The sequence below is a fragment of the Bradyrhizobium australafricanum genome, from assembly GCF_020329495.1.
GTDB classification, from domain to species: Bacteria; Pseudomonadota; Alphaproteobacteria; order Rhizobiales; family Xanthobacteraceae; genus Bradyrhizobium; species Bradyrhizobium australafricanum.
On sequence record NZ_JAGKJL010000055.1, the window covers coordinates 39,710 to 58,738 of the forward strand.

15 protein-coding genes and 1 pseudogene are annotated in these 19,029 nt (G+C 56.6%); 6 read left to right on the top strand and 10 right to left on the bottom strand.

Going from position 1 to position 19,029, the window contains the following annotated elements:
- Positions 1–53 precede the first annotated feature (53 nt).
- The 4 genes and pseudogenes from J6525_RS35140 to J6525_RS35150 all read right to left on the bottom strand — a co-directional run bounded on the left by J6525_RS35140 (position 54) and on the right by J6525_RS35150 (position 8,112).
- The gene (locus tag J6525_RS35140; RefSeq protein ID WP_225648081.1) at positions 54–3,251 is read right to left on the bottom strand and encodes a hypothetical protein; all 3,198 of its coding nucleotides are present in this window, start codon (positions 3,249–3,251) and stop codon (positions 54–56) included.
- A gap of 1,295 nt (positions 3,252–4,546) precedes the next feature.
- A pseudogene (locus tag J6525_RS47585) lies at positions 4,547–4,702 on the bottom strand (IS3 family transposase); the annotation flags it as partial.
- A gap of 1,538 nt (positions 4,703–6,240) precedes the next feature.
- A complete protein-coding gene (locus J6525_RS35145) occupies positions 6,241–6,831 on the bottom strand; it encodes a hypothetical protein (RefSeq protein ID WP_092090635.1) in 591 nt (196 codons plus the stop codon).
- Positions 6,832–7,443: 612 nt separating this feature from the next.
- Positions 7,444–8,112, bottom strand: a complete 669-nt coding sequence (locus J6525_RS35150) for a dethiobiotin synthase (RefSeq protein ID WP_225648082.1) — start codon at positions 8,110–8,112, stop codon at positions 7,444–7,446.
- Between the two features lie 932 nt (positions 8,113–9,044).
- Between J6525_RS35150 and J6525_RS35155 the strand changes: the two genes are divergently transcribed.
- From J6525_RS35155 to J6525_RS35170, 4 genes are all read left to right on the top strand, one after another.
- Positions 9,045–9,404 (top strand): Dabb family protein, encoded by a 360-nt coding sequence (locus tag J6525_RS35155; RefSeq protein WP_225648092.1) that lies wholly within the window; start codon positions 9,045–9,047, stop codon positions 9,402–9,404.
- 109 nt (positions 9,405–9,513) lie between these two features.
- On the top strand, positions 9,514–10,908 hold the full coding sequence (pabB, locus tag J6525_RS35160; protein WP_225648083.1) for an aminodeoxychorismate synthase component I: 1,395 nt from the start codon (positions 9,514–9,516) through the stop codon (positions 10,906–10,908).
- Positions 10,905–11,489: an anthranilate synthase component II gene (locus J6525_RS35165; RefSeq protein WP_225648084.1), complete on the top strand. Its 585-nt coding sequence runs from the start codon at positions 10,905–10,907 to the stop codon at positions 11,487–11,489. Before pabB ends, J6525_RS35165 begins: the two co-directional genes overlap by 4 nt.
- A 1,167-nt stretch (positions 11,490–12,656) precedes the next feature.
- Positions 12,657–12,980, top strand: a complete 324-nt coding sequence (locus J6525_RS35170; RefSeq protein ID WP_069276411.1) for a hypothetical protein — start codon at positions 12,657–12,659, stop codon at positions 12,978–12,980.
- Positions 12,981–13,543: 563 nt separating this feature from the next.
- On the opposite strand, the gene J6525_RS35175 is transcribed toward J6525_RS35170, so the two are convergent.
- Complete coding sequence (locus J6525_RS35175; RefSeq protein WP_069276410.1) at positions 13,544–13,810, bottom strand: pyocin activator PrtN family protein; 267 nt, start codon at positions 13,808–13,810, stop codon at positions 13,544–13,546.
- A 74-nt stretch (positions 13,811–13,884) separates the two neighbouring features.
- Positions 13,885–14,145: a hypothetical protein gene (locus J6525_RS35180; protein WP_225648085.1), complete on the bottom strand. Its 261-nt coding sequence runs from the start codon at positions 14,143–14,145 to the stop codon at positions 13,885–13,887.
- A 45-nt stretch (positions 14,146–14,190) separates the two neighbouring features.
- On the opposite strand from J6525_RS35180, the gene J6525_RS35185 reads away from it, so the two are divergent.
- The gene (locus J6525_RS35185) at positions 14,191–14,358 is read left to right on the top strand and encodes a YlcI/YnfO family protein (RefSeq protein ID WP_512699762.1); all 168 of its coding nucleotides are present in this window, start codon (positions 14,191–14,193) and stop codon (positions 14,356–14,358) included.
- 170 nt (positions 14,359–14,528) lie between these two features.
- Here the strand turns inward: J6525_RS35185 and J6525_RS35190 are convergent, their stop codons facing one another.
- On the bottom strand, positions 14,529–15,644 hold the full coding sequence (locus J6525_RS35190) for a hypothetical protein (RefSeq protein WP_225648086.1): 1,116 nt from the start codon (positions 15,642–15,644) through the stop codon (positions 14,529–14,531).
- 402 nt (positions 15,645–16,046) lie between these two features.
- Between J6525_RS35190 and J6525_RS35195 the strand changes: the two genes are divergently transcribed.
- Entirely contained in the window at positions 16,047–16,499 is a 453-nt protein-coding gene (locus J6525_RS35195; RefSeq protein ID WP_069276406.1) for a hypothetical protein, read from the top strand.
- Positions 16,500–16,642: 143 nt separating this feature from the next.
- On the opposite strand, the gene socB is transcribed toward J6525_RS35195, so the two are convergent.
- The 3 genes from socB to darG form a co-directional block, all read right to left on the bottom strand.
- Complete coding sequence (gene socB / locus J6525_RS35200) at positions 16,643–17,359, bottom strand: type VI toxin-antitoxin system SocB family DNA replication inhibitor toxin (protein ID WP_225648087.1); 717 nt, start codon at positions 17,357–17,359, stop codon at positions 16,643–16,645.
- A complete protein-coding gene (gene socA, locus J6525_RS35205) occupies positions 17,337–17,885 on the bottom strand; it encodes a type VI toxin-antitoxin system SocA family antitoxin (RefSeq protein ID WP_225648088.1) in 549 nt (182 codons plus the stop codon). The genes socB and socA overlap by 23 nt, the downstream gene beginning before the upstream one ends.
- Before the next feature lie 35 nt (positions 17,886–17,920).
- Positions 17,921–19,029 (bottom strand): type II toxin-antitoxin system antitoxin DNA ADP-ribosyl glycohydrolase DarG (darG, locus tag J6525_RS35210; RefSeq protein WP_225648089.1); only part of this gene is annotated, 1,109 nt, incomplete at its 5' end.

Genomic DNA, 19,029 nt, shown 5'->3' on the forward strand with positions numbered 1-19,029 from the left:
CCTTCAGCCACATTATCTCCGCACGCGGTGTGCGGCCTCGGGGATCGGGGAGTTCACTCGCTGCCGTAGAGTTTGCTCTGCAATGCTTTGAGTTGCGTCGGATGTAACGCCTCTTCAATGCAGCCGAGAAACATCTGGCTTCTTGCATTAACACGCTCCCTTGCGGCCGGGCCGTGCTCCATGTCCGTTTGCAACGCGCGCACGGCGATCCAGTCCATCGAACGATCCTTAAGAAGCTCGAGCAGCGTTCGGTTCTGATAGGGATGAAGCCGAAAGTGAGCGAAAGCCACCTTGGCTGAAATCTTCGCGTCACGCAGGGCGTCGGGAAGTGCCAAAAGATCAAGTCCCGCCAGCTCTTCGATCTGTTGCATTTGATTTTGCGCTTCCTGATATTGCTCGCGCCCGACCAGTTGATACATTCCTCGTGGACGAAACAGCCAACCGTCATCCGTTCCGACCTGGTTTCCGAATGGGTTGCCTTCATAACCAAGAACGAAGTTGGCCAAATCCTTGGGATGATTAAGCAATGCGTCCAGGCCGACGGGCGCTTTGTTCGCGGCCGCGAGGTCCGCGTTGTTCTTGGCTATTCGCTTCTGCCATTTGGCCGGCAGCTGTGAGACCACGCTATAAGAGAAGTCTTCACTGCTACGCGTAAAATCGGCGCTGTCGTAGGAAATTGCCCCAAGGATATAGGCCAGGATCCGTGGATCGGTCTCCTCAATACGGTCCCATTCCTGGAGCAAGGCTTTGACCTGCTCGGCCTGGAAATACGCCATATAGCTCTTTCGATATGGCGGCACGGGTGCAGGCGCAGGCGAATGGTCCTTGATCGATTGCGCCAACTCGTGCTCGTACGCAGCAACTTTATCCTGGTATTTCTGATAGCCGCGCTCCTGCAACCACTTCGTCTCATAACAGGCAAGCAGCGGCTGCGGCTTGATCTTAGGAGCAGGCCTGTATTCCCTGGCCAATTCGTCGGCGTAAGCAGCCTGGGCAAGCTTGGCATCCCTGAGCGTTTCAAAGGCCGACGCGACAGATCCGTTCAAGAGATGGAACAACTTCACTTGCAGGCAATCAGCGTTGCTTTGCTTGTTGCGGGATTGATCGAAATCGTCCTTCGGCACACAATCCCAGAAGCGGCCACTGCTTAGCGAGATGATATCTTCGGTTTTCTGAGATAGCGTCCAGCCAAGCGGCAGGTTGTAAAACCTGCCTGTTATGTCGATCCGTCCGAACGTTGGAAAGCGCTGCACGCTAGGAGTGAGGTCGTTCTCCGGGCGGCGATCGATATTGGTCGCATGATTGAGCGCAACATAGGTTCGAGAGCTTCGCGTGCTCAAGAGCGCCCGCACCGGCTCCATGAGCTCACCGAACATGAAGGAGCCGTGGTCTCCGAATTGACCGCTCACCAGCGACAGCAGATAGATCCTAAACTTCGGCGCATCGGAGGTTCCCCTGATACTGTTAAGCCGCTCAATCAGATCGAGCGCGGTCTCTATTCCGGAATTTTCGACATATCCGCCGTCCACCAGGCGGGCCTGCGAATTGGCGGTCATGCAATCATTCTTCAAGGAGACCGTCGCGGCCGGCGTCACCCACGGAAACCGCGCGCTCGTAAAGGCCGCAGTGCTGAGCGGAATCCGCAGCGAGCGGCTCTTGACGGTTTGATTGGCTCCGCTGCCCGTGCGATCAAGGCTCGAGAGAATACAAAGGTCCTTGTCCTTTGCGTGCAGCGGGTCGATATCGAAGGGCGAGATGACAACACGTTTGCCGCTCCCGGCATCTGTCGTGTTCAGCAACAGCGCCGGCATGTTGTTGGAAGCTGCCCAATGTGACTGGAAGTCGGCTTTTAGCAGATTGGATCGGTCGCCGGCGCCCTTTTGGGCCTTGAGCATTCTGTCTGCAGCATTCTCCAGCGTGTATTCCAGAAAACGCGCGCGATCAAAACTTGGGATGGCGACCGGGGAAAACAGCTGGGTGAAATCGGTAAACAGAAACCCGGCAACCAAGGGCGAAAGAAAATCCGTCTCCAACACGCTTGCAACGCGTTGTTCGACCGGCCCAGAGGCATCGATATCCTCGGCCCGGCCGACGCCTGCCAGGAAGTCCGCGATCTTCGGGCATGTCTTTGCGTCGGGAACGATTGTATCAAGTGGCGCATTGTCGGCATGAAGCGCAGCTGCGAAAACTGCCGAACCGACACTCCCTCCGGAAACGCCACTTATCGCAAACAGATGCTGCCGAAATGACGGACAGAGATCCTGCATCCTGGCCAAAAAGCGCGCCGCATTGTTGGCTGCGTAGATGCCGCCGCCCTGGGCGGCCACAATGAATACGGGATATTCTCCGAGTCTCTTGGCCTCGGCCACGCGCGGTTTTTGCAGAAGCCACTCACGAAATGCTTCAACTGCAGCAGCGCGCTTTTCTTCCGGTTGGCCGATTGATTCCGCCGAGGTGCGCAGGCCGTGGCCATCGCCTCCGAGCAAGGAGGCAACCAGGAATAAGCCTCCAAATACAACCGGTATGAATGGGAAACTGAACCTGATCGTCAGTAGCGCAAAGTGGGTGGTGAGAGCAACCACGCACATCGTAAACAGCGCGATCACGCCGAACGATCCGACGAATTGCGCAAGCCGATCCGGAAGTACGACGAACCCGATCGTCAACAGGGCGATGACGGCGATCGTGAGCGCGAGAAATCTGTATCGTGTGAAATAAGCAATGTTCGCTCGACTCGCGAGCGCAGTCGAACGACCTTTCGATCCCATCCGCCAAGCGAAGACGACAAAGGAGGCGAGCAGGATCAACATAGCGAACGCGAGGATAACAAGCATGTTCCGCTCGAAGGCGAGCGCCTGGTCCTGAATGCGGAAGATGCTTCCGACTTCCTCGACCTCACCGATCTTTTCAGCTGGCCGTGAGGCGAGTTGACCTGCCATCGCGGCGGCTATCGGCAGCGCTCCGAGCACAACGGGAGCAGCTTTTATATAGAAGGCTAGGCGACCCGTGGCCGGGGGGATGTGAGGCAGGGTTGCCGCGGTAAGCTGAAAAGCGGCTGCCCAAATCGTTAGCGCAATCACCCCAAGGGCGACAAATTCCTTGAGCGTAATCAATCCGATGTCGTCAGCTGCTATCCGGTAGAGCTCCTGAATCTGATCTGGCAGGTACAGCAAAATTGAAATGACCACCGAGAAAACGGCAATCCACCGGAGGTTGCGCAACAAGGTAAACAGCTGCTCGCGCACAGTCATCGCGTCAATTTCCTACTGTCTATCGGAGATCGTCCCGAGCGAGTGAAGTAGCCCAGGATTTTACGAACTCGCTCGTCGAAGGCATTGCGCCGCGGATTGCGAGAGGCTTGCCGTCAAACCGACGAGCAACACCTATCGAGCACCGCGCTAGAAATTGAGAACTTAACCTACAGTAGTGGCGCGATTTATCGAATATTCTGTTGAACGGTCAAGAGATTTTCGTTGCAGACAGCCAAGAACACGACATCGATGTTTCCCGCTTCAATCTGTTGACTTGGCGCATTTTTTCTTCGCTCGTTCGCGCAGAACGCAAAAATCCACACCATCGACCACTCCCCCTCCAAGTTGTTGTCGACCGACATTGGTGCGTTATTGATCAGACGAGACGCATATGAGTGCGTCGCGCAGCCTCTGGCCATAAGATGTGTTCCTCGAACGCTCACGGCGATTGACGATTCGCTCGAGACCAGCAGCTTCTTGAAGCTGTCCTTCGAGGTGCGATAAGTGAAACCCGTCGCGCGGCGCGCCGGCCGGAAGTGCTCAATCGCGATCCGAGCGTCAATGACGGGGAACGGGTAGCGGCGGGACCATGCACTGGTCTCGATCGATCAGTTCCCGATACTTGCGATTTGTGTCGGTTGCATGAATGCATATGAGTGAGGACCTGGCGCTGGTCGCGGTCACCTCGCTCTTGATAAAAAAGTAACCTGACCCCTGCGCTCACGCGCGCTTGACCGTTGCTCCGAAGAAGGTGCGGACGCCGCAATGCGACGCGCTCACCGGCAGTATCATTCGAAGTCAGAAAAGCAGCCAGATATCGGACGCGGAAGTCCTGTCATCCACCTGCGTGGGGTGTCGCTTCGCTCAAAGAGCAAGGCTAGCTAGGTGTCTCGTCCAGCGTTGCGGAGCAATCAGTCATGCTGACCTCTTTTTCCCCAATTCCGGAGCTCTGAAACAGCTATGCGCTGAAACCGAATGGTTCATCGGCGGCGAGCAAGACCGGAGCCTCAGCTACATGAACGGCGAGGCTCTTTGCAGCGCAATTGCGCAGCCTCTTGACGATCCCACGCACTTAAACATGACGACCGCGCACCGGGGCTTGGCACTTTCGCCGGCCCAATCGATGGCTTGCAGCGGCATCCGCGATCGCCACGCCGACGGCTCCGCCCCTCTAATTTGGCTATAATGACAGCATTTCCGGCGACGCAATTTGCGCCGGCACCCCTCTCGACGTACAGAACACAAGTCTCGACGTACACAACACAAGGGTGCGAGCCGCGAGCGAGGAAAGTGCTGTCGATGATCGCGAGCTCGCGAAGCTTGTACCTGTCGCCAACTGTTCATGGACTATCGCAGTTCGACCGTATGGCCGGGCTTCGATCATCGCGCAGCTTGGCCCTGAACCGACGCTTCGGAGTCTTGTTCTGAAATCGCTGGCCCGACTCACGGTAGTCGCATTACCGCGCAAAGGTACGAAGAACACCTAGGTGTTCTTGACCGTACGTTTAACAGCATTGCTCTTGATGAGGTCCTCATCAAGCGTTGATATAAGGAAAACATCCTCAGAATAAAGGGGCTGCTCTGCGCCCCATTGATACCCCGGCTGACCGAGCTGGCCGCAAGGCCGATGTCGATGGGTCTGGCTCGTCTATCAGTCCAGGGCGAAGCCCGGTCGTGGCCCTTCGCAGAAAGTTTCTCTAGCCAAGCGCGACTTTCCTGTGAGGCGTAGTGCTGGGCAGCGGCCTCGCCGAACCTCTCGTTTGGCGCTGCATACGATTAAGGCGCCTCACACGATGCGCACAGCATGTCATCACTTGCCGGCCTCCCCTGGTCAATGTCGCTCCGCGTGCCCGCCCTATTGAAGTCTTTTCCAGCGCGCCGGCCCCATCGAAAGACGGGAATAAGTGGTGGCGTCGTCGGCGCTCCGCGGGGAGGCGCTCGACGGGGAGCCGTTCGGCTGCGCTAGAGGCAAGTTGCCCGACAGGCAGCATCCTACAAAGCACAACCACTATAGCAGTATGCTGGGCCGCCGTCCGGCTGGGCCACGGCAGTTCCGGCGTTCGCCACCAGCCAGGCCAAGGCGAAAGCTGGAATCAAATAGACAGAACGAAGCTCCGTCGCAGCGCAACACCTTTAGCTGATCAACCGCCGCTATGCTAATCACGCCGAACCGAGCGTTACCGAATGGGGCACCGTGTTCGCCGATCCGGTGGCCGCCACCTGCGATCTTCGACCGGCTCTTGCACTAAAGTCACGTGCTGACTATCCGCGGCGACAATTACCGGCTCCGAGCCGAGCGAAACAGCTGCCTCATCAGCCGCCGGCCGCTGACGGCCCTTCGGCGGCTCGCCTCCGACCTTCCCGTCGGCCGCCGACGAAGCTTCAAGCGACATCATGAACCGCGGGTGGGGATAGTTCGTGAGGCAAAGGGGCCAGTTCCGGACCGCGTTTGACAGAGGCCTTGATGAAGCCAGATCTACTCGCAGCGGCGCCTCGTCGGTATCGTTGATGTCTTTGATGTCAAGTTCCCGGAGCTAAAGCTCCGTACGGCGCGCTTGCCGCGGCCACCCGTCGAGCGGCGGTTCGCCATGAGTCGAATGACCGCTAGATGTGCGCTTGCGGCGCCGGACCGGACGAAGGCTCGAGAACATCACCTCGTTCAAAGATGAATTTTGAGAATGAATATCGGGCCTGTGCCGTGGCCGTGGCCCGGGGCCGGGGCCGGCTCAACACGGTTGCGAATGTCAGATCGCGAGAGCAGCATCGCTATGCGGCGCTGCTGGGTCCGGGACATCCGCCAGACCGCCATGGAGGCTCTGCAGTCGTGTCCTCAAGTCAGGCAGTTTTGATGCTTCGAATGTGCCAGCGGCCGGAAGATTGCGAGCCCCTCTGAAACGCGGACAATTCACCGACAAGCGGTGAACTGTCCACGTAGTTCATGCAGACGAGCCCTAGCTCACCGACTTTGCTCAGCTATCGCCCAACAGTTTCACACTTGCCGCCGCGTAAGCCTAACGAACCCTCCTTCCGCCAACTCGGCATTGTAGAGCTTGCCATTGAGAGAAATGGTTGTCGGGTGGTTTGGGCTAGGCATGAGTCCTTCGTCGCGCAGCTTTTCAATTAAGGCCAATGGGGCCCATTGCTCCGGGACAACAGCACCATGGTCCCGAGCCTCAATGAAGAACGCTCCGAAATCTGGCGCTCCCGCTCGGCCGGCTCCAAGCACTTGGGCCTCCGGCGGGTTGTGAATGAGGCGAACATGGCCAGACGGGTCCAAGGCAGCTGTGTACCGGTGTCCCCGAATATCGTAGGTCATGGTCGGCTGGTCTGCATCCGGAACAAGACCCAAATGGCTCAATCGATCAGCCATTCGCTCTGGCATAGGTCGTGCTTCGGTGCGGTGCCGGAATTCCCGCGGAGCAGCGTGCGATACATCATAGACCGTCTCCTCTGGGGCTGCAGACGACGATGAGCCGGCTTCACTGAAGAATTGCCTGAGCATATCCTGATCCGCTTCATTCAATTCCTCGAGGTCTGGGGACCCATGCGCTCCGGCACCGTTGATCGGATTCATATCCATATAGTCCTCCTCCTATGAGAATATAGGCTGCATCCCGCCAATTTCTTCGCTCGGTTCATAACCAGTCTGGTCACTGGCAGCATTGTGACTCGAGAGATCACGTTCGCATGGTCGCAACCTTTGCTTTCGAGAAGCTGACCGTCTTCGGGAAATCACAGCAGATGCGCCCGCTTTCTCCACTCTGAAGCCCGGCAGTCTGCGACTTGACGCTCTCTCTAGCTTTCCCAGAACATCTGCGGAGCTACATCTTCCCAAAAGGCGGCCGCGGACATTTGCCGTTGCAACCTTGATCCGCCGACATACAGCGCTTCAGTCCTATGCCCGCTAGAATGCCAATCACCGTGACGCCGCCGAGTACGACCTGAAACGATGCCGTTACCAGGGCAGCAACCACGAACCGGTGTGACTATCGAGGACCACCAACTTCAACAAACTCAGTTGCTGGGTTTGCAAAGAATACAGCAAGACACGATCTCGGCTTGCCGCTCCTCTCGACGATTATGCGAAGGCAACCGGACCTTTCCTGCCTGCTGGGGGCCAAGCCTCGCGTTCAGGCGAACCGCTCGTTTGGGCGCTGCACGCGAGAAGGCGCCTCACCATGCGCACCGCGTGTCATGACTTGAAATCATCCCGCCAGAAGGATGCTTTGAACGCAGCTTGCAGCGTATCTGCCGCCAGAGGCGCAATCCAGGGCAGCCGCCCTAGCCACCGCACCCGTCCAATCTCGCAAATGGCTCTCACCGCATCCGAATTCTTTTCCCCAACGAAAGCGATTCCAAGAATGTCGATCTGGCGCCTGCGGAGCGCCTCTATAGAGAGCAGCGAACAATTGATGCTCCCCACGGTTGTGCTCGCGCAGAACACGACTGGAAGCCGCCATTTCTCCAAGACGTCAATGTAAAGCGAGCCGCAATTGAGCGGCTCCATTAGCCCGCCGGTCCCCTCGATCACGAGCGGCTGCCCTTCAGTGTCGGGCACGTCCAGCGAATCCGCGTCGATGCGAACCTCGTCAACTTCCGCGGAACAGTGGGGCCAACCGGCCGTTTGCAGTCGGTACCGCTCAGGCACGATGCGATCTGGCGAAAGACTTGCAAGCCGGGCGATGCGCTCAGTGTCCGTTTCTCCCTCAAGGCCGGCTTGAATCGGCTTCCAAAACTTCGCGCCGAGTAGATTGACGAGCCCTGCGCAGAACACCGTCTTTCCAACGCCGGCGCCGGTACCCGTGACCACTATCCGCTGCTGGCTCGTCGAGCTTGACCTCTTGTCCAGCGTCGTACGCACCTCATTCTCCATTTTACAGCGACCAAAGCGGACGCCCGTCGCAAGACCGCTTACTCTTCGTAAGAGGTTGAACGCAGGTGCCCTCACCTCCCGCATCCAGCAAACGGCTGCTCAGCGACCCTGCTGCGGGCACGTCCCCTCAAAGTTAACGGCAGCACGTAAGATAGCCGTCGCGATAAGTGTCCGCTGCACCCGCACTGAAAGACTTCTGGATACCGACTGTTAGGTTGAACCCTCGACGGCTGTGGCGCGCGCCATTGCGCCTTCCCAGAGTTGCGTTTGATGCGTTGTGGCAGGTTAAGATTGTTATCGGCGCGCAAACACTGTCCAGATCGGACGGAGGCATTAAGGTGCCGTCGGATGTATCCTAATAGACGCAGAACGGTACGCTTCGAGCGAAGCTGTACGATTGATAACGGACTTCACGTGCTGTGGTCGATCGAATGAGCGTGGATTCGTCCGGCCAGGAAAAGCGATCGAGGCATATTAGCTGCGACGAGGGTGATTTTTTTGCATTTTCGACGTTGCGCGCGAGCTTCCGCCAAAGCGCGAGCGGGCTCGGCCGATGTCGCATAATCGATCAGGATGATCCTGCCAAACAAGACGTCGACGCCTCGCTGGCGGCTTCGTATGCACCGAGGCTTCTTTTTGAACGGCACCGGTCCCGGCAATGTCCGACTTTGAGGGCCTGCACCGCCTTTACAAGGGCTTAGAGCGCGCACGTCGATCACGCCTCACCTACGTAAGCCGTATCCAGAGCATTGCGCACGGCAATTGTCAGGTCCCGCTGACATATATCAGGAAGGTCTGCTGCACAGTCGCGGCATCGTACAGCGTCAAAAACTGCTCCGGCTGTCGATGCGTTCGGCATTGCCTTGAGCTAGATCCCGATATAACAAGTGGTCAAGTCGCGGCTCACGTTTACGGCCATCATGATCCGTCACATCGTCTTCTTCACAGCCAAGGAAAAAGCCGATATCGACCAAGTCGTCGAAGGTCTATCGGTTCTCACCTCAATCCCATATGCACGCCGGCTCGAGATTGCCCGCAACCGCAAGAGCGACCAGCTCGGCAATGATATTGATGTCGTTGTGTATGGTGAATTCGACAGCGAGACGGATCTCGCTGCGTACAAGACGCACGATTTGTATCGAGAAGCGATCCGATGCGTACGGCCGCTCCGGGAGTTGCGCTTTGCCGCTGACTATGAGCTGTCGAAAGACGTGCATTTCGCTGGAACGGCAGGGCTAACGCAAGTCGCTCGGCGTAGTGGACCAGCCGGCCGTGAGTAGCTTGATGATCAGCCGCATGTCTTGTACGGGCGGCACGGAAATAACCCTCCTTCGGAGGGCATCACGCGGCGCAGGCCTCACAACCTGCCGGTTGTCGTAGCAGACAGCCATGCACGTCCGCGAGTTGCAGTGGATTGAGCCCGTCAAGGCGCTGCGATGTCTTGCGCAGCGGCCGCAGCTTACCTTTCTCGACAGCGCCGCAAGGCATGAGCTGCTCGGCCGTTACTCATATCTGGCCTGCGAGCCGTTCGGCACCTACTTAGTCGCGGATGGACAGGCAAGTTGGAACGGAGAGGCAATTATAGGGGATCCATGGGAGGTTCTCCGCGACCTTCTTGCCAGATACAAAGAAGCGTATCGCCCCGATCTCCCCCCATTCCAAGGCGGCGTAGCCGGCTTCCTTGCCTACGATCTAAACCGAACACTGGAGCGGCTGCCGGCACCGTCAATTGCGGGTCTACGGTTGCCGCAATCAATATTGCACTTTTATGACGTGGTCGTCAGCTTCGATCACCGGGACCAGAAGTGCTGGATCGTCTCGACCGGATGGCCGGAGCAGGACCCCACTCGACGAGCCGAGCACGCGCGTCGTCGCGCCGACGAGTTTGCAGCACTGCTTGCCAGGCCAAAGCCGCCGCGGATCATAATACCCAGCACCGCACGGCGATGGCGTTCGAATTTTAGCCGTGAAGGCTTCATAGCGGCCGTTCAGCGCGTCGTCGATTTGATCCTGGCCGGAGATATATTCCAGGCGAACATCGCTCAACGCTTCAGTGCCAAAGTGTCGCCCTTGTTCGATCCGCTTACCTTTTATTGCCAGCTTCGGTCTTTGAACCCGGCCCCGTTTGCAGCTCTCCTGCGCTATGACACGCTGACGATAGCGTCGAGCTCTCCTGAGCGATTTCTGAGACTTGATGGACGGCAGGTCGAAACACGACCGATCAAGGGCACAATCGCGCGCTCCGCTGATTCCGCGGAAGATCTGCACCGTGCCGAGATCCTTCTCGCATCCGAGAAGGATCGAGCCGAGAACATTATGATCGTCGACCTGCTGCGCAACGATCTGTCACGCGTTTGCACAGACGATTCGGTCGAAGTTTCAGCACTGTGCAACCTCGAAACCTATGCCTCAGTGCACCATCTTGTGTCGGCCGTGAGAGGCGCGCTTGCTGCAGGCCAAGACGCTGTCAGTCTACTTCGCGCCTGTTTTCCCGGCGGCTCCATCACTGGAGTTCCAAAGGTGCGAGCAATGGAGATCATTGCGGACATCGAGAAAATGGCGCGAGAAGTCTATTGCGGGGCGATCGGCTTCATCGGATTCAATGGACACATGGACACGAACATTGCAATCCGCACGGTCGTGATCGAGGATGACCTGGCCGTGTTTCATGCAGGCGGCGGAATAACGGCGATGTCGCATCCGGAAGCCGAATATGAGGAGACACTTGCCAAGGCACAACGACTGTTCGAGGCCTTTGACGCCGATCCATCTGGTGCGTTTTGATATTTATTCTCGATAATTACGATTCCTTCGTGTTCAACATTGCGCGCTATTTTCGCAACCTTGGTGCACAGACCCAAGTCATCCGAAGTGATGCGATCAGCGTCACTGAACTCGCTGCGCTCCAGCCACGCGCAATCGTCATATCTCCCGGTCCCTGCACTCCCATGGAGGCCGGTATATCCACCGCGGTCGTCCGGGAATTTTCGGGTTGTATCCCAGTCCTTGGCATCTGTCTCGGTCACCAGTGTATCGGGAGCGTTTTCGGGGGACGCGTGGTGCGTGCACGTCGTCCCATGCACGGCCAAGCCTCACCCATAACCCACGGTGGTCGTGGGTTGTTCAAGAAACTCCCGTCTCCACTTTGTGTTGGGCGGTACCATTCTCTAGCGGTTGAACTCGATCTATCAGAAACACCGGACCTCATAGTGACAGCCCGCTCAGATGAAGGTGAGATTATGGCTTTGGCACATCGGCATCACCCAACCTATGGCGTGCAATTCCACCCGGAGTCAGTACTTACTCAACAGGGGCACGTGTTGCTTATGAATTTCTTGCGATTGGCGGCCAATTTCGAAGCGTGAGATCGGAGATTTCGTCGAATGGCAAGCTGCATCTTCGTGAAACGCTCGGCAGAGGTCGGACAAGATGTAACGAGAAAGCGGAAACAGCTCAGTTGGTACGATACGTACGCAACTTTCTCTTTTGGTGCAGCCTCAATTGAATTACTTGAAGCCGCGTCGGCCTCTCCGCATCACCTTCATTCGCTCAAGCTCTTTTGGCTTCTTAGCAACGTTTATTCGAGATCCGCCAAGAGATTGGCGGTGCCTAGGCGGTACTCTCGGTACCGCTGCCCTAACGGGCGTTTCCTCCCTTGACTTGGCCGCCGGTCCTACGGATCGGCGGTTCCCTTCGCTATCCGATCAACGCTCTCATGATTGAGGAATCATAGGTCAATCTGCAGCTCGACGACGGTCGCGCTGGAGGGGCAATGTCATCGGGGTTGAAAAGTATGCAGCATAGAGGCGTGCAATTCAGCATACGAGAAGCGGTACCGGGCGAGTGGCGCTACAGTTTTGAGGTCGATGGCAAGGCGATCAGTGGCAAGACCCGAACGAGGTTGCAACTCCTTGCGGTCCGTCGGATCAAGGATCGCATTAATCGTGAACTGAATCGCAGCACGGAACATGAGGGTTGATGTAGGAGTGGCCTCCTCTCCTAACTGCCATTGACGAGATGCGGCGCCGATTAGCGCAAGGTACCGTGGGTTCGAATCCCATCACCTCCGCCACACGATATTGAAACTGCTTGATAATTTTAGTTTCGTCTGGCTTATCCGCCATAAATCCCGCCATCGCGAATGCGCCTGATTGCCACAAGATGCATCAGCATTTTGACACGTAGTCAACGGCCCGGCCGATAGAAGTTCTGAATGGGTATCCCCGATCGATATCCCTAACGCGACGCCTGAGGTCAGCGACCCAGTTCTCTGTATCATCGTACATCTCGCGACCACCGGCATGCATCCTCCACTGGCCGGTTGCGAACTTTTCAAGCTGGGCAGTGAGCTTTGTGCGCTGCTCGATTGGTGACATGGTTGCTCCCATTGAATAATCGCCAAGCTTCACCGATTCGACGTGGGTTTACCAAGGACGGTGTCTCATCAACTGTAACGCCCCGCGCTCGGAATGAGCGTGGTCGAACTTCTGCGGCATCATTGCCGCCGTGGCATCAAGAGGAATAGGCAATCTATGAAAGTACCCAGCTACGCTTCTGAGTTCGCGACCGTCGAAAAAACAGTCGAATTCGCAGCCGCCTGGGGCGGCTCCACTAGCTTCTTCCGAATTGAGGCCCTGCGCGAAGAAGGTGGCAGCTGCTTTTGCCGCGTCTACATCAAGCGCCGGTTTGAGATGTCGGATGCACTGACGATCGAGAACGGTGTGCAGGTTCAGGCGAAGGGTGAGCACGATGTGTGGGTCGACTTTCCAGCTGCTCCGTGGTCCCACGGGAAAACCGCCGACGAGGCTTTGAACCACCAAATGTCACTGCTGTCCGATCGCCTGAAAAAGATATAGCGGGTCCGTCCCAATACCACGCATCGTAACCTCTCGGCGTGTGTCGATGACGACACTATGTACCGGTGGACTTTTCCACACCTACGATCGGTAGCACCTCCCTGCCCGATTCAACGAATCGGATATCCTTCGGACTTCCGCTGCGGTGGGTGACATCTCCATGACCGGCTAACGCCGGGCTCCGCGCAACCGGAACTGCATTGGGCAGTTGGAGCGGCGGGCTTCTTCCCGCCAAGCCATGGAGAACCGAAATGGGAGATGATCCCAGCTCGGGGCCGAAGCGCGTGCATGTGAATGCGTACACGCGACAGCGCCTTGGACGCCGTGAGCACGTTTGTGAGCACTGGCGTTCCTGGCCATGTCAACTTGACTTTGGCTTTTGAGGCCGATCGGCAAAATCGGCCAATTCACTGTAGTAGGAGTACGGAGTGCCCTCCGTATGCGAAGGCGAAGCCCGGCCTATGCCGGGTTTCGCTGCGTTTGCGGCCGGCCCACCAAGCAGTCAGCCAAAAAGGAAGGCCGCCTTATTGGGCGGCCTCTTTCATTCCAGATCGCTGAGATTTTCAGCGTCGCCCTTGTAACTGATCTAACTCCTTCTGCGCCGCCGCACGCCGATCGTCGATCCATTTGGCGAGGTCCATCAGGTGGACGCCCTTGGCCGCCTTCTGGCTCGCCTCGATCCGGACAACCGGCAAATCGATCTGGCCGTTGGTAGCCTTCCGCGCGAACTCAATCGGCGTCAGGTGACTGAAGTAGTCACGGCACACGGCTTCCAGTGGGATCACTGCCGCGCCGTTGTACTGCGCCATGAGCAAGAAGGCGGTGTTCATCACGCCGCGATCCGCGTCGCCTTTAGCAGGCTATCCCAGCCGCCGCCGGCCAGCCAAGCCGCCCCGCTTCTTCATCATTGCGCCAGCGCTGGTGTCGGCCTCAACCAGGCGCAGCGATGTTGCGAGGCGCTCGACGGCGCAAGCGCAAATTCGATCATGTCGCGCTCTTCCTCGCCCCGAGCGGTTTCGGGAATGGCGCTAATTTCCGCTTGCGCAAACAGCGCCGCTTCCCGGAGCTTGCCAAATTTAGACATCAGATAATCGTCGCCGCGGATGATCGAGTTAGTTGAAGCTATCATAGTCTGCGCTCCTATCGCGTGAAGATGTCGCCACATAAACGATATCGTTTATTTCGCCATTTATGGGTAGACCGCTTGAACATGACGCTGACGCTTGTGCGCTTTCCCAGCGACGTGCTGGAGCGCGTGGACGCGCTTGTTGGCGACAAGCAGCGCGCCCAATTTATTCGGGAGGCTGTAGTCAGCGAAGTTAATCGCCGCGAACAGCTGACACGGAAAAAGCCGCCAACCCGGAAGAAGCCTGCCTGAGTCGATGGTCACTGACTGCAGGCAAAATCGCAACTACATGTTGTCGTGATGGCAACATGTTACGATCTTCGCGCTAGCAACGCAGCTAGGAAATCGTAAACACTTCAGCGGTCCAATGCATCGGGAAGGACCCCGGCGTTGCTGCTGAAAACCTGATCGTGAAGCCAGCATCAGTGATCGTTGAAAAATCCACCCAATAGCGCACGCCAGGGTTCGCTATACGGGGTTAGCCGTATTTCGCCTTTGCCGTTCACTGGAGCAACGTACATTCGGTTCGGGAACACCACGGCCAAGGATGTCACGCCAGACCCGACGGTCGCGGCACCCGACTGCCTCGACATCGTGTGTTGCGTGATGCTCGCAAGGCGGTTTTGCAGCGTACCGGCAGACGCATCAGACGTCAGGAAGTGCATCCACGAGGCCCAAACGTACACTTCCACATTCAACGGGTTATAGAAATAATTTCCGTCCCATTGATTGTCTGACGCTAAACCAACGAAGATGCAGCCAGGGGCGTTGTTCATCGCGACGCCATACAAGCCAATCGGATTGATGCTGTTGTCGCGGACGATGGTCAGACTGTAAAAGTGATGGGCCGAAACGCCGATGTAATTCGTCGGGTCAATCGGAGAAAGGTGCACCGCGACCGCGCCGTTCGTCACGAGGTTAACGAATAGATTAAAGAAGTGGTCGTTATCGTGGAACCAGTCTGAGCGCACGCCTTCTACCGTCACCTCTCTAAAGCAGAGATTGTAGTAATTGTTCAGTGTGACGACATTCGTCGTTATTGCAGAGCTAGGTCCACCTCGCAACACCATGCCTATACTGCATCGGAACACTAAGATGTTCGACAGTTCATTGAACACGCAATTATGATAATCACGGCCGTAGATACCGGCAGCCGCGTTGTCGAAAACAACGGTCGGTCGAATGAAGATACCGACGACGGAATCGAAATTATGAAATTCAAGGTTCTTGAATGTGCATCGCTGGCAGGCATTGAGCCTCATCCCAACAGCGCTTGCATTCGCAGCTGACGCGTTCACGAACTTGATGTTTTCAAGCCCACCCTGGATCAGTGGAGCGTGAGCAACATCGAGAACAACCGCCTCATTGGTGTTGCTATTGATGCGCGCCCAAGCACCGCTACCGCTGGGCGAATGACAGTTCGGCTTCATGGGAGGCGTCACGGTTTGTTTGGCAAGTTCGCGGCCAATCTGGCCGGCAGTGGTGATCAGCCCAGGTCGGGACCTGGGCGGAATTTTCGCATTAGATCGCTGGGGCATTCCTCGATCGTTCGGGAACGATCACAACGTAGACGCTCGGTACCCAATTACTATGGAGAAGCCGAGCAGAGTGCACAACTTGGTCCACTTGGTAGTGAAGGTCGCCGTCCACATCTGGAAGCCGAACAAGATCACCAACGCGCGGTTCGAAGGCAAACGCTAGTTCTCGAATTTCCGGCTTTCCGTGGACTATCACTCTGTAAGTGTCGCTCATTTCCGCCCCCTTGAGTTCTGAGGTTTCTCCCAACCCTAACGCGGAAACTGTCAGTAGAGCCGGTTATATACTCGTGCATACATGACAATTCCTAGGATGGGCTGAAACAAACCTCAAAAACCTCCGAAACCTCACTTGCTACGAGCGCAACTTTACGTTTCCTTTGAGAGTGGTCGGGGGAATCACCAATGGACGTCGTAACGATCGTTGCTAGTTTGCTTAGCGCCTCTATCGGGAGCGCGACCACAATCCTCGCCTATACGCACGGCTTCTTGAATATTGAGCGGGTCGAGCGGCGAAAGCAAAAAATCGCGCTGGTTCAAGAGGTCATGGCAGCGCGATATGTTCTCGTTGACGGTTACATTGCCTCTGATTCCGATGTCCGTGATGTAAATCGAGCGCTGTCTCTTATCCCTTATGTATTTTCCGACAATCCGAACGTCACCGCCGCGTATGACAGGTTTGTGGTCAATAAATCTGACGACAATTTGCTGGACGTTCTCGACCAGATCGCGATTGCGGCTGGCGTCAAGAAATTCGCTATCTCACGTCAAAACTTAGGTCGCGTCGTTTCGGTGCCGCGATCAAGGGCGGGCACGGCAAAGCAGATCGATAGCGGGCTGAGCGTGAGAGTACCTTAGCGAAACTCTCCTTCATCCATCGCAGGACCGCTTCACCTGTAACAGCGCCGGTTTGATGTAGGAAAATGCAGTAGGTTGTTTTCGTGGCAACCATTCGCGTGCCACGTCTCGCGACACGGCTCTGACCGCAAAAGTGGGAGGCCTCAGGAGAAGAGGCCTCCGCCTCCGCCAGCGCGTCGCCGAGTCTCAGCCGTCCGCTCTTCAAGAATCTCCGTCCACAGTTCGTATGTTTCCCGGACCATCTGATCCAGTTCATCGAACGTGAACAGTTCGCCTTTCTCGTCGGTGAAAATAACCGGCGTGCGCGGTCCTTCTTTCGAGCGAGCGAACTGCACAATCGCGAGCGTTACGTCTGCGAAGTCCGGATCGGCAGCCCTGATCCGCTCGTGCATGACGGAGAAGACAAACTTCCGTCCATTCGCGGTCAACCCCTTCGCGCGTCGCGGGTCTAAGAACGGAATGATCGCGCGCTCATTCAGAGTCAGCACAACGGGCTGCCAAAAAATGACCTTCGTGCCAATTCCCAACTGAAGAGGAAAAATGTCGAGTCGTCGACCAACGATCTCGCGGGCTTGCACGAAATCGAACAGCCCCGCCGCCACCTGAAGATTTGCCCGCTCTTCCGCGTCGCTCTTCGACTTCTTGCGGATGGTACCTTCGATCTTCTCCCACGGAGTGGCTGGCATCGGCCCAATGAGGTCCGATTGAATGTTCAGCACGTCTGAGATCGTGGCTCGAATAGGGGCGTAGGAATATGGCGGGCGCCCTAGTTGCATTTGCTGCAGCGCGCGTCGCTTCTCATCCCTTGATAGCGGCGCAATGCGTGCGAGATCGGTTTCAGGCAAAGGGCGTATCTTCACTTGGCTCTCCGGCCGAAGGCTGGCTACCGACTGATACCTTGTGGTGCTTGAAGCGCTCCCGAATCACCTCGTCGGGAATACGCATTCCAAATGCCAAAGATGTTCTGCCTTTGTCTACTACAAAATGCCAAGGTGCGCCCTTTGCGTGGGATACATCCACTAGTCGTCCAGGCGTCATTCGCCCGTACGCCTGAATGACGCGCCCAACATGCCGAATGACATTGGGATCAGTCGGAGCCGCAATTGGCTCCCGGGTGCCCTTTACGACATTCAGCCGCGCAGCCTTGAAGCTGATTGGCGCAGCTCCGGCACTTTTGAAAGCTTGATAGGCAGACGGATGGACGGGGCCGTATTCCCAGGCCTCGAAATAGCCGGACACCAAAGGCTGCCCATGCTCAATCAGATAAATCGCATGCGCAAAGTACAACAGCTTCTGAAGCGCCAAATTCGTCAGAGGCTGACCAATTCGTTCGCTTTCGTCCAGCATCAGATTCGCGATGCAGCGGGGGTCGTAGACCTCAGTCATCGAAGGCACTTCAATCGAGAGTAAGACGCACCCAGCTATTTGGGGGCGGTTGCCAGTCCAGCGTCCGCAAGTGACGATAGTGCAATCTCAATCGTACGATCTTCGAACAGCCTCAGCTTTCGTTCACCCGCCGCTTTTCCTCCGGGCCAACTCGCGAGCCGCTCGCGGATGGCACGCACACGGGGTTCGACGGCCCCTTCATTGATAAGCCAATCGACCGTCGAAAGAAGCTCCATTCCGAGAGGTGACTCGAATCCATCGATTAGCTCGGATGTCTTCTCAAGTGCTGGACGAAACGATTTGACATCCGGAGACGTTAGGTAAGCCGCAACTTTGTCCTTCTTCGAGTCATCGAAGTGAATAACGTCAAATGGACCGGCATCACCCAAGCGCTTGTCGCAGTGCAGGTAGCTGCCATCGAGTGCATTCAGAAGGTGCTTTAGATTTTCGGAGTACGGCCCGAACTTCTTCGCAGCGAACTGAAACTTCATCTGATTGTCTATGTCCAACTTCACGACAAAGCGCTCGAGAAAATATGCGAGCTTCTGTATTTCAAGGAGCGTGCAATCGAAGCCTAGAATGGAATACCGACGAACCAACTCAGCGATAAGCGCGCGGGTAGCAGTTAGCTTCTCTACGCCCGTTCTCTTGGTCACGTTCTGGTACTTCGCTATGGGTTCGTAAACGATCACGTCTACGTCGGCGAGCTTGCTCAACGCAGCTTCTATCTTCGGGCGCACATCTTTCCAATCCAAGCCGCCATTGCCCGCACCCAAAGGCGGAAGAGCAACCGACTTAATGCCCTTTTCCTGGATGATACGTTTTAAGTCCTCCAAACCCCGGTCGATCCACTCCATCCTCGATGGGAAGCGCCAATGAGCTTTCGTTGGGAAATTTATGATCCACTTAGGGCCGAACATCTCGCGTCGTTCTGTGACGAACATTTTTCCGATCTGAACGCCGTCTGACCGACACGCCGCTTCGTACGCGGTGAAGTTCTCGGGGAATGCTTCTTTGAACATCAAGGCAACGCCCTTCCCCATAACACCGACCGTGTTCACGGTGTTGACGAGAGCTTGCGCGTCTGAATCCAGAAGATTCCCTTGCGTAAAGCGGATCATGTCAATGAAACCATTCTCTGCGG

Bases quoted from the DNA above. Each gene is read 5' to 3' on its own strand.
- socA (WP_225648088.1), bottom strand. From the start codon at position 17,885: ATGACTGAGGTCTACGACCCCCGCTGCATCGCGAATCTGATGCTGGAC.
- J6525_RS35190 (WP_225648086.1), bottom strand. From the start codon at position 15,644: ATGCCCCAGCGATCTAATGCGAAAATTCCGCCCAGGTCCCGACCTGGG.
- J6525_RS35170 (WP_069276411.1), top strand. From the start codon at position 12,657: ATGAAAGTACCCAGCTACGCTTCTGAGTTCGCGACCGTCGAAAAAACA.
- pabB (WP_225648083.1), top strand. From the start codon at position 9,514: ATGCACGTCCGCGAGTTGCAGTGGATTGAGCCCGTCAAGGCGCTGCGA.
- J6525_RS35140 (WP_225648081.1), bottom strand. From the start codon at position 3,251: ATGACTGTGCGCGAGCAGCTGTTTACCTTGTTGCGCAACCTCCGGTGG.
- J6525_RS35155 (WP_225648092.1), top strand. From the start codon at position 9,045: ATGATCCGTCACATCGTCTTCTTCACAGCCAAGGAAAAAGCCGATATC.
- J6525_RS35185 (WP_512699762.1), top strand. From the start codon at position 14,191: ATGACGCTGACGCTTGTGCGCTTTCCCAGCGACGTGCTGGAGCGCGTG.
- J6525_RS35180 (WP_225648085.1), bottom strand. From the start codon at position 14,145: ATGTGGCGACATCTTCACGCGATAGGAGCGCAGACTATGATAGCTTCA.
- J6525_RS35195 (WP_069276406.1), top strand. From the start codon at position 16,047: ATGGACGTCGTAACGATCGTTGCTAGTTTGCTTAGCGCCTCTATCGGG.
- J6525_RS35145 (WP_092090635.1), bottom strand. From the start codon at position 6,831: ATGGATATGAATCCGATCAACGGTGCCGGAGCGCATGGGTCCCCAGAC.
- J6525_RS35175 (WP_069276410.1), bottom strand. From the start codon at position 13,810: ATGAACACCGCCTTCTTGCTCATGGCGCAGTACAACGGCGCGGCAGTG.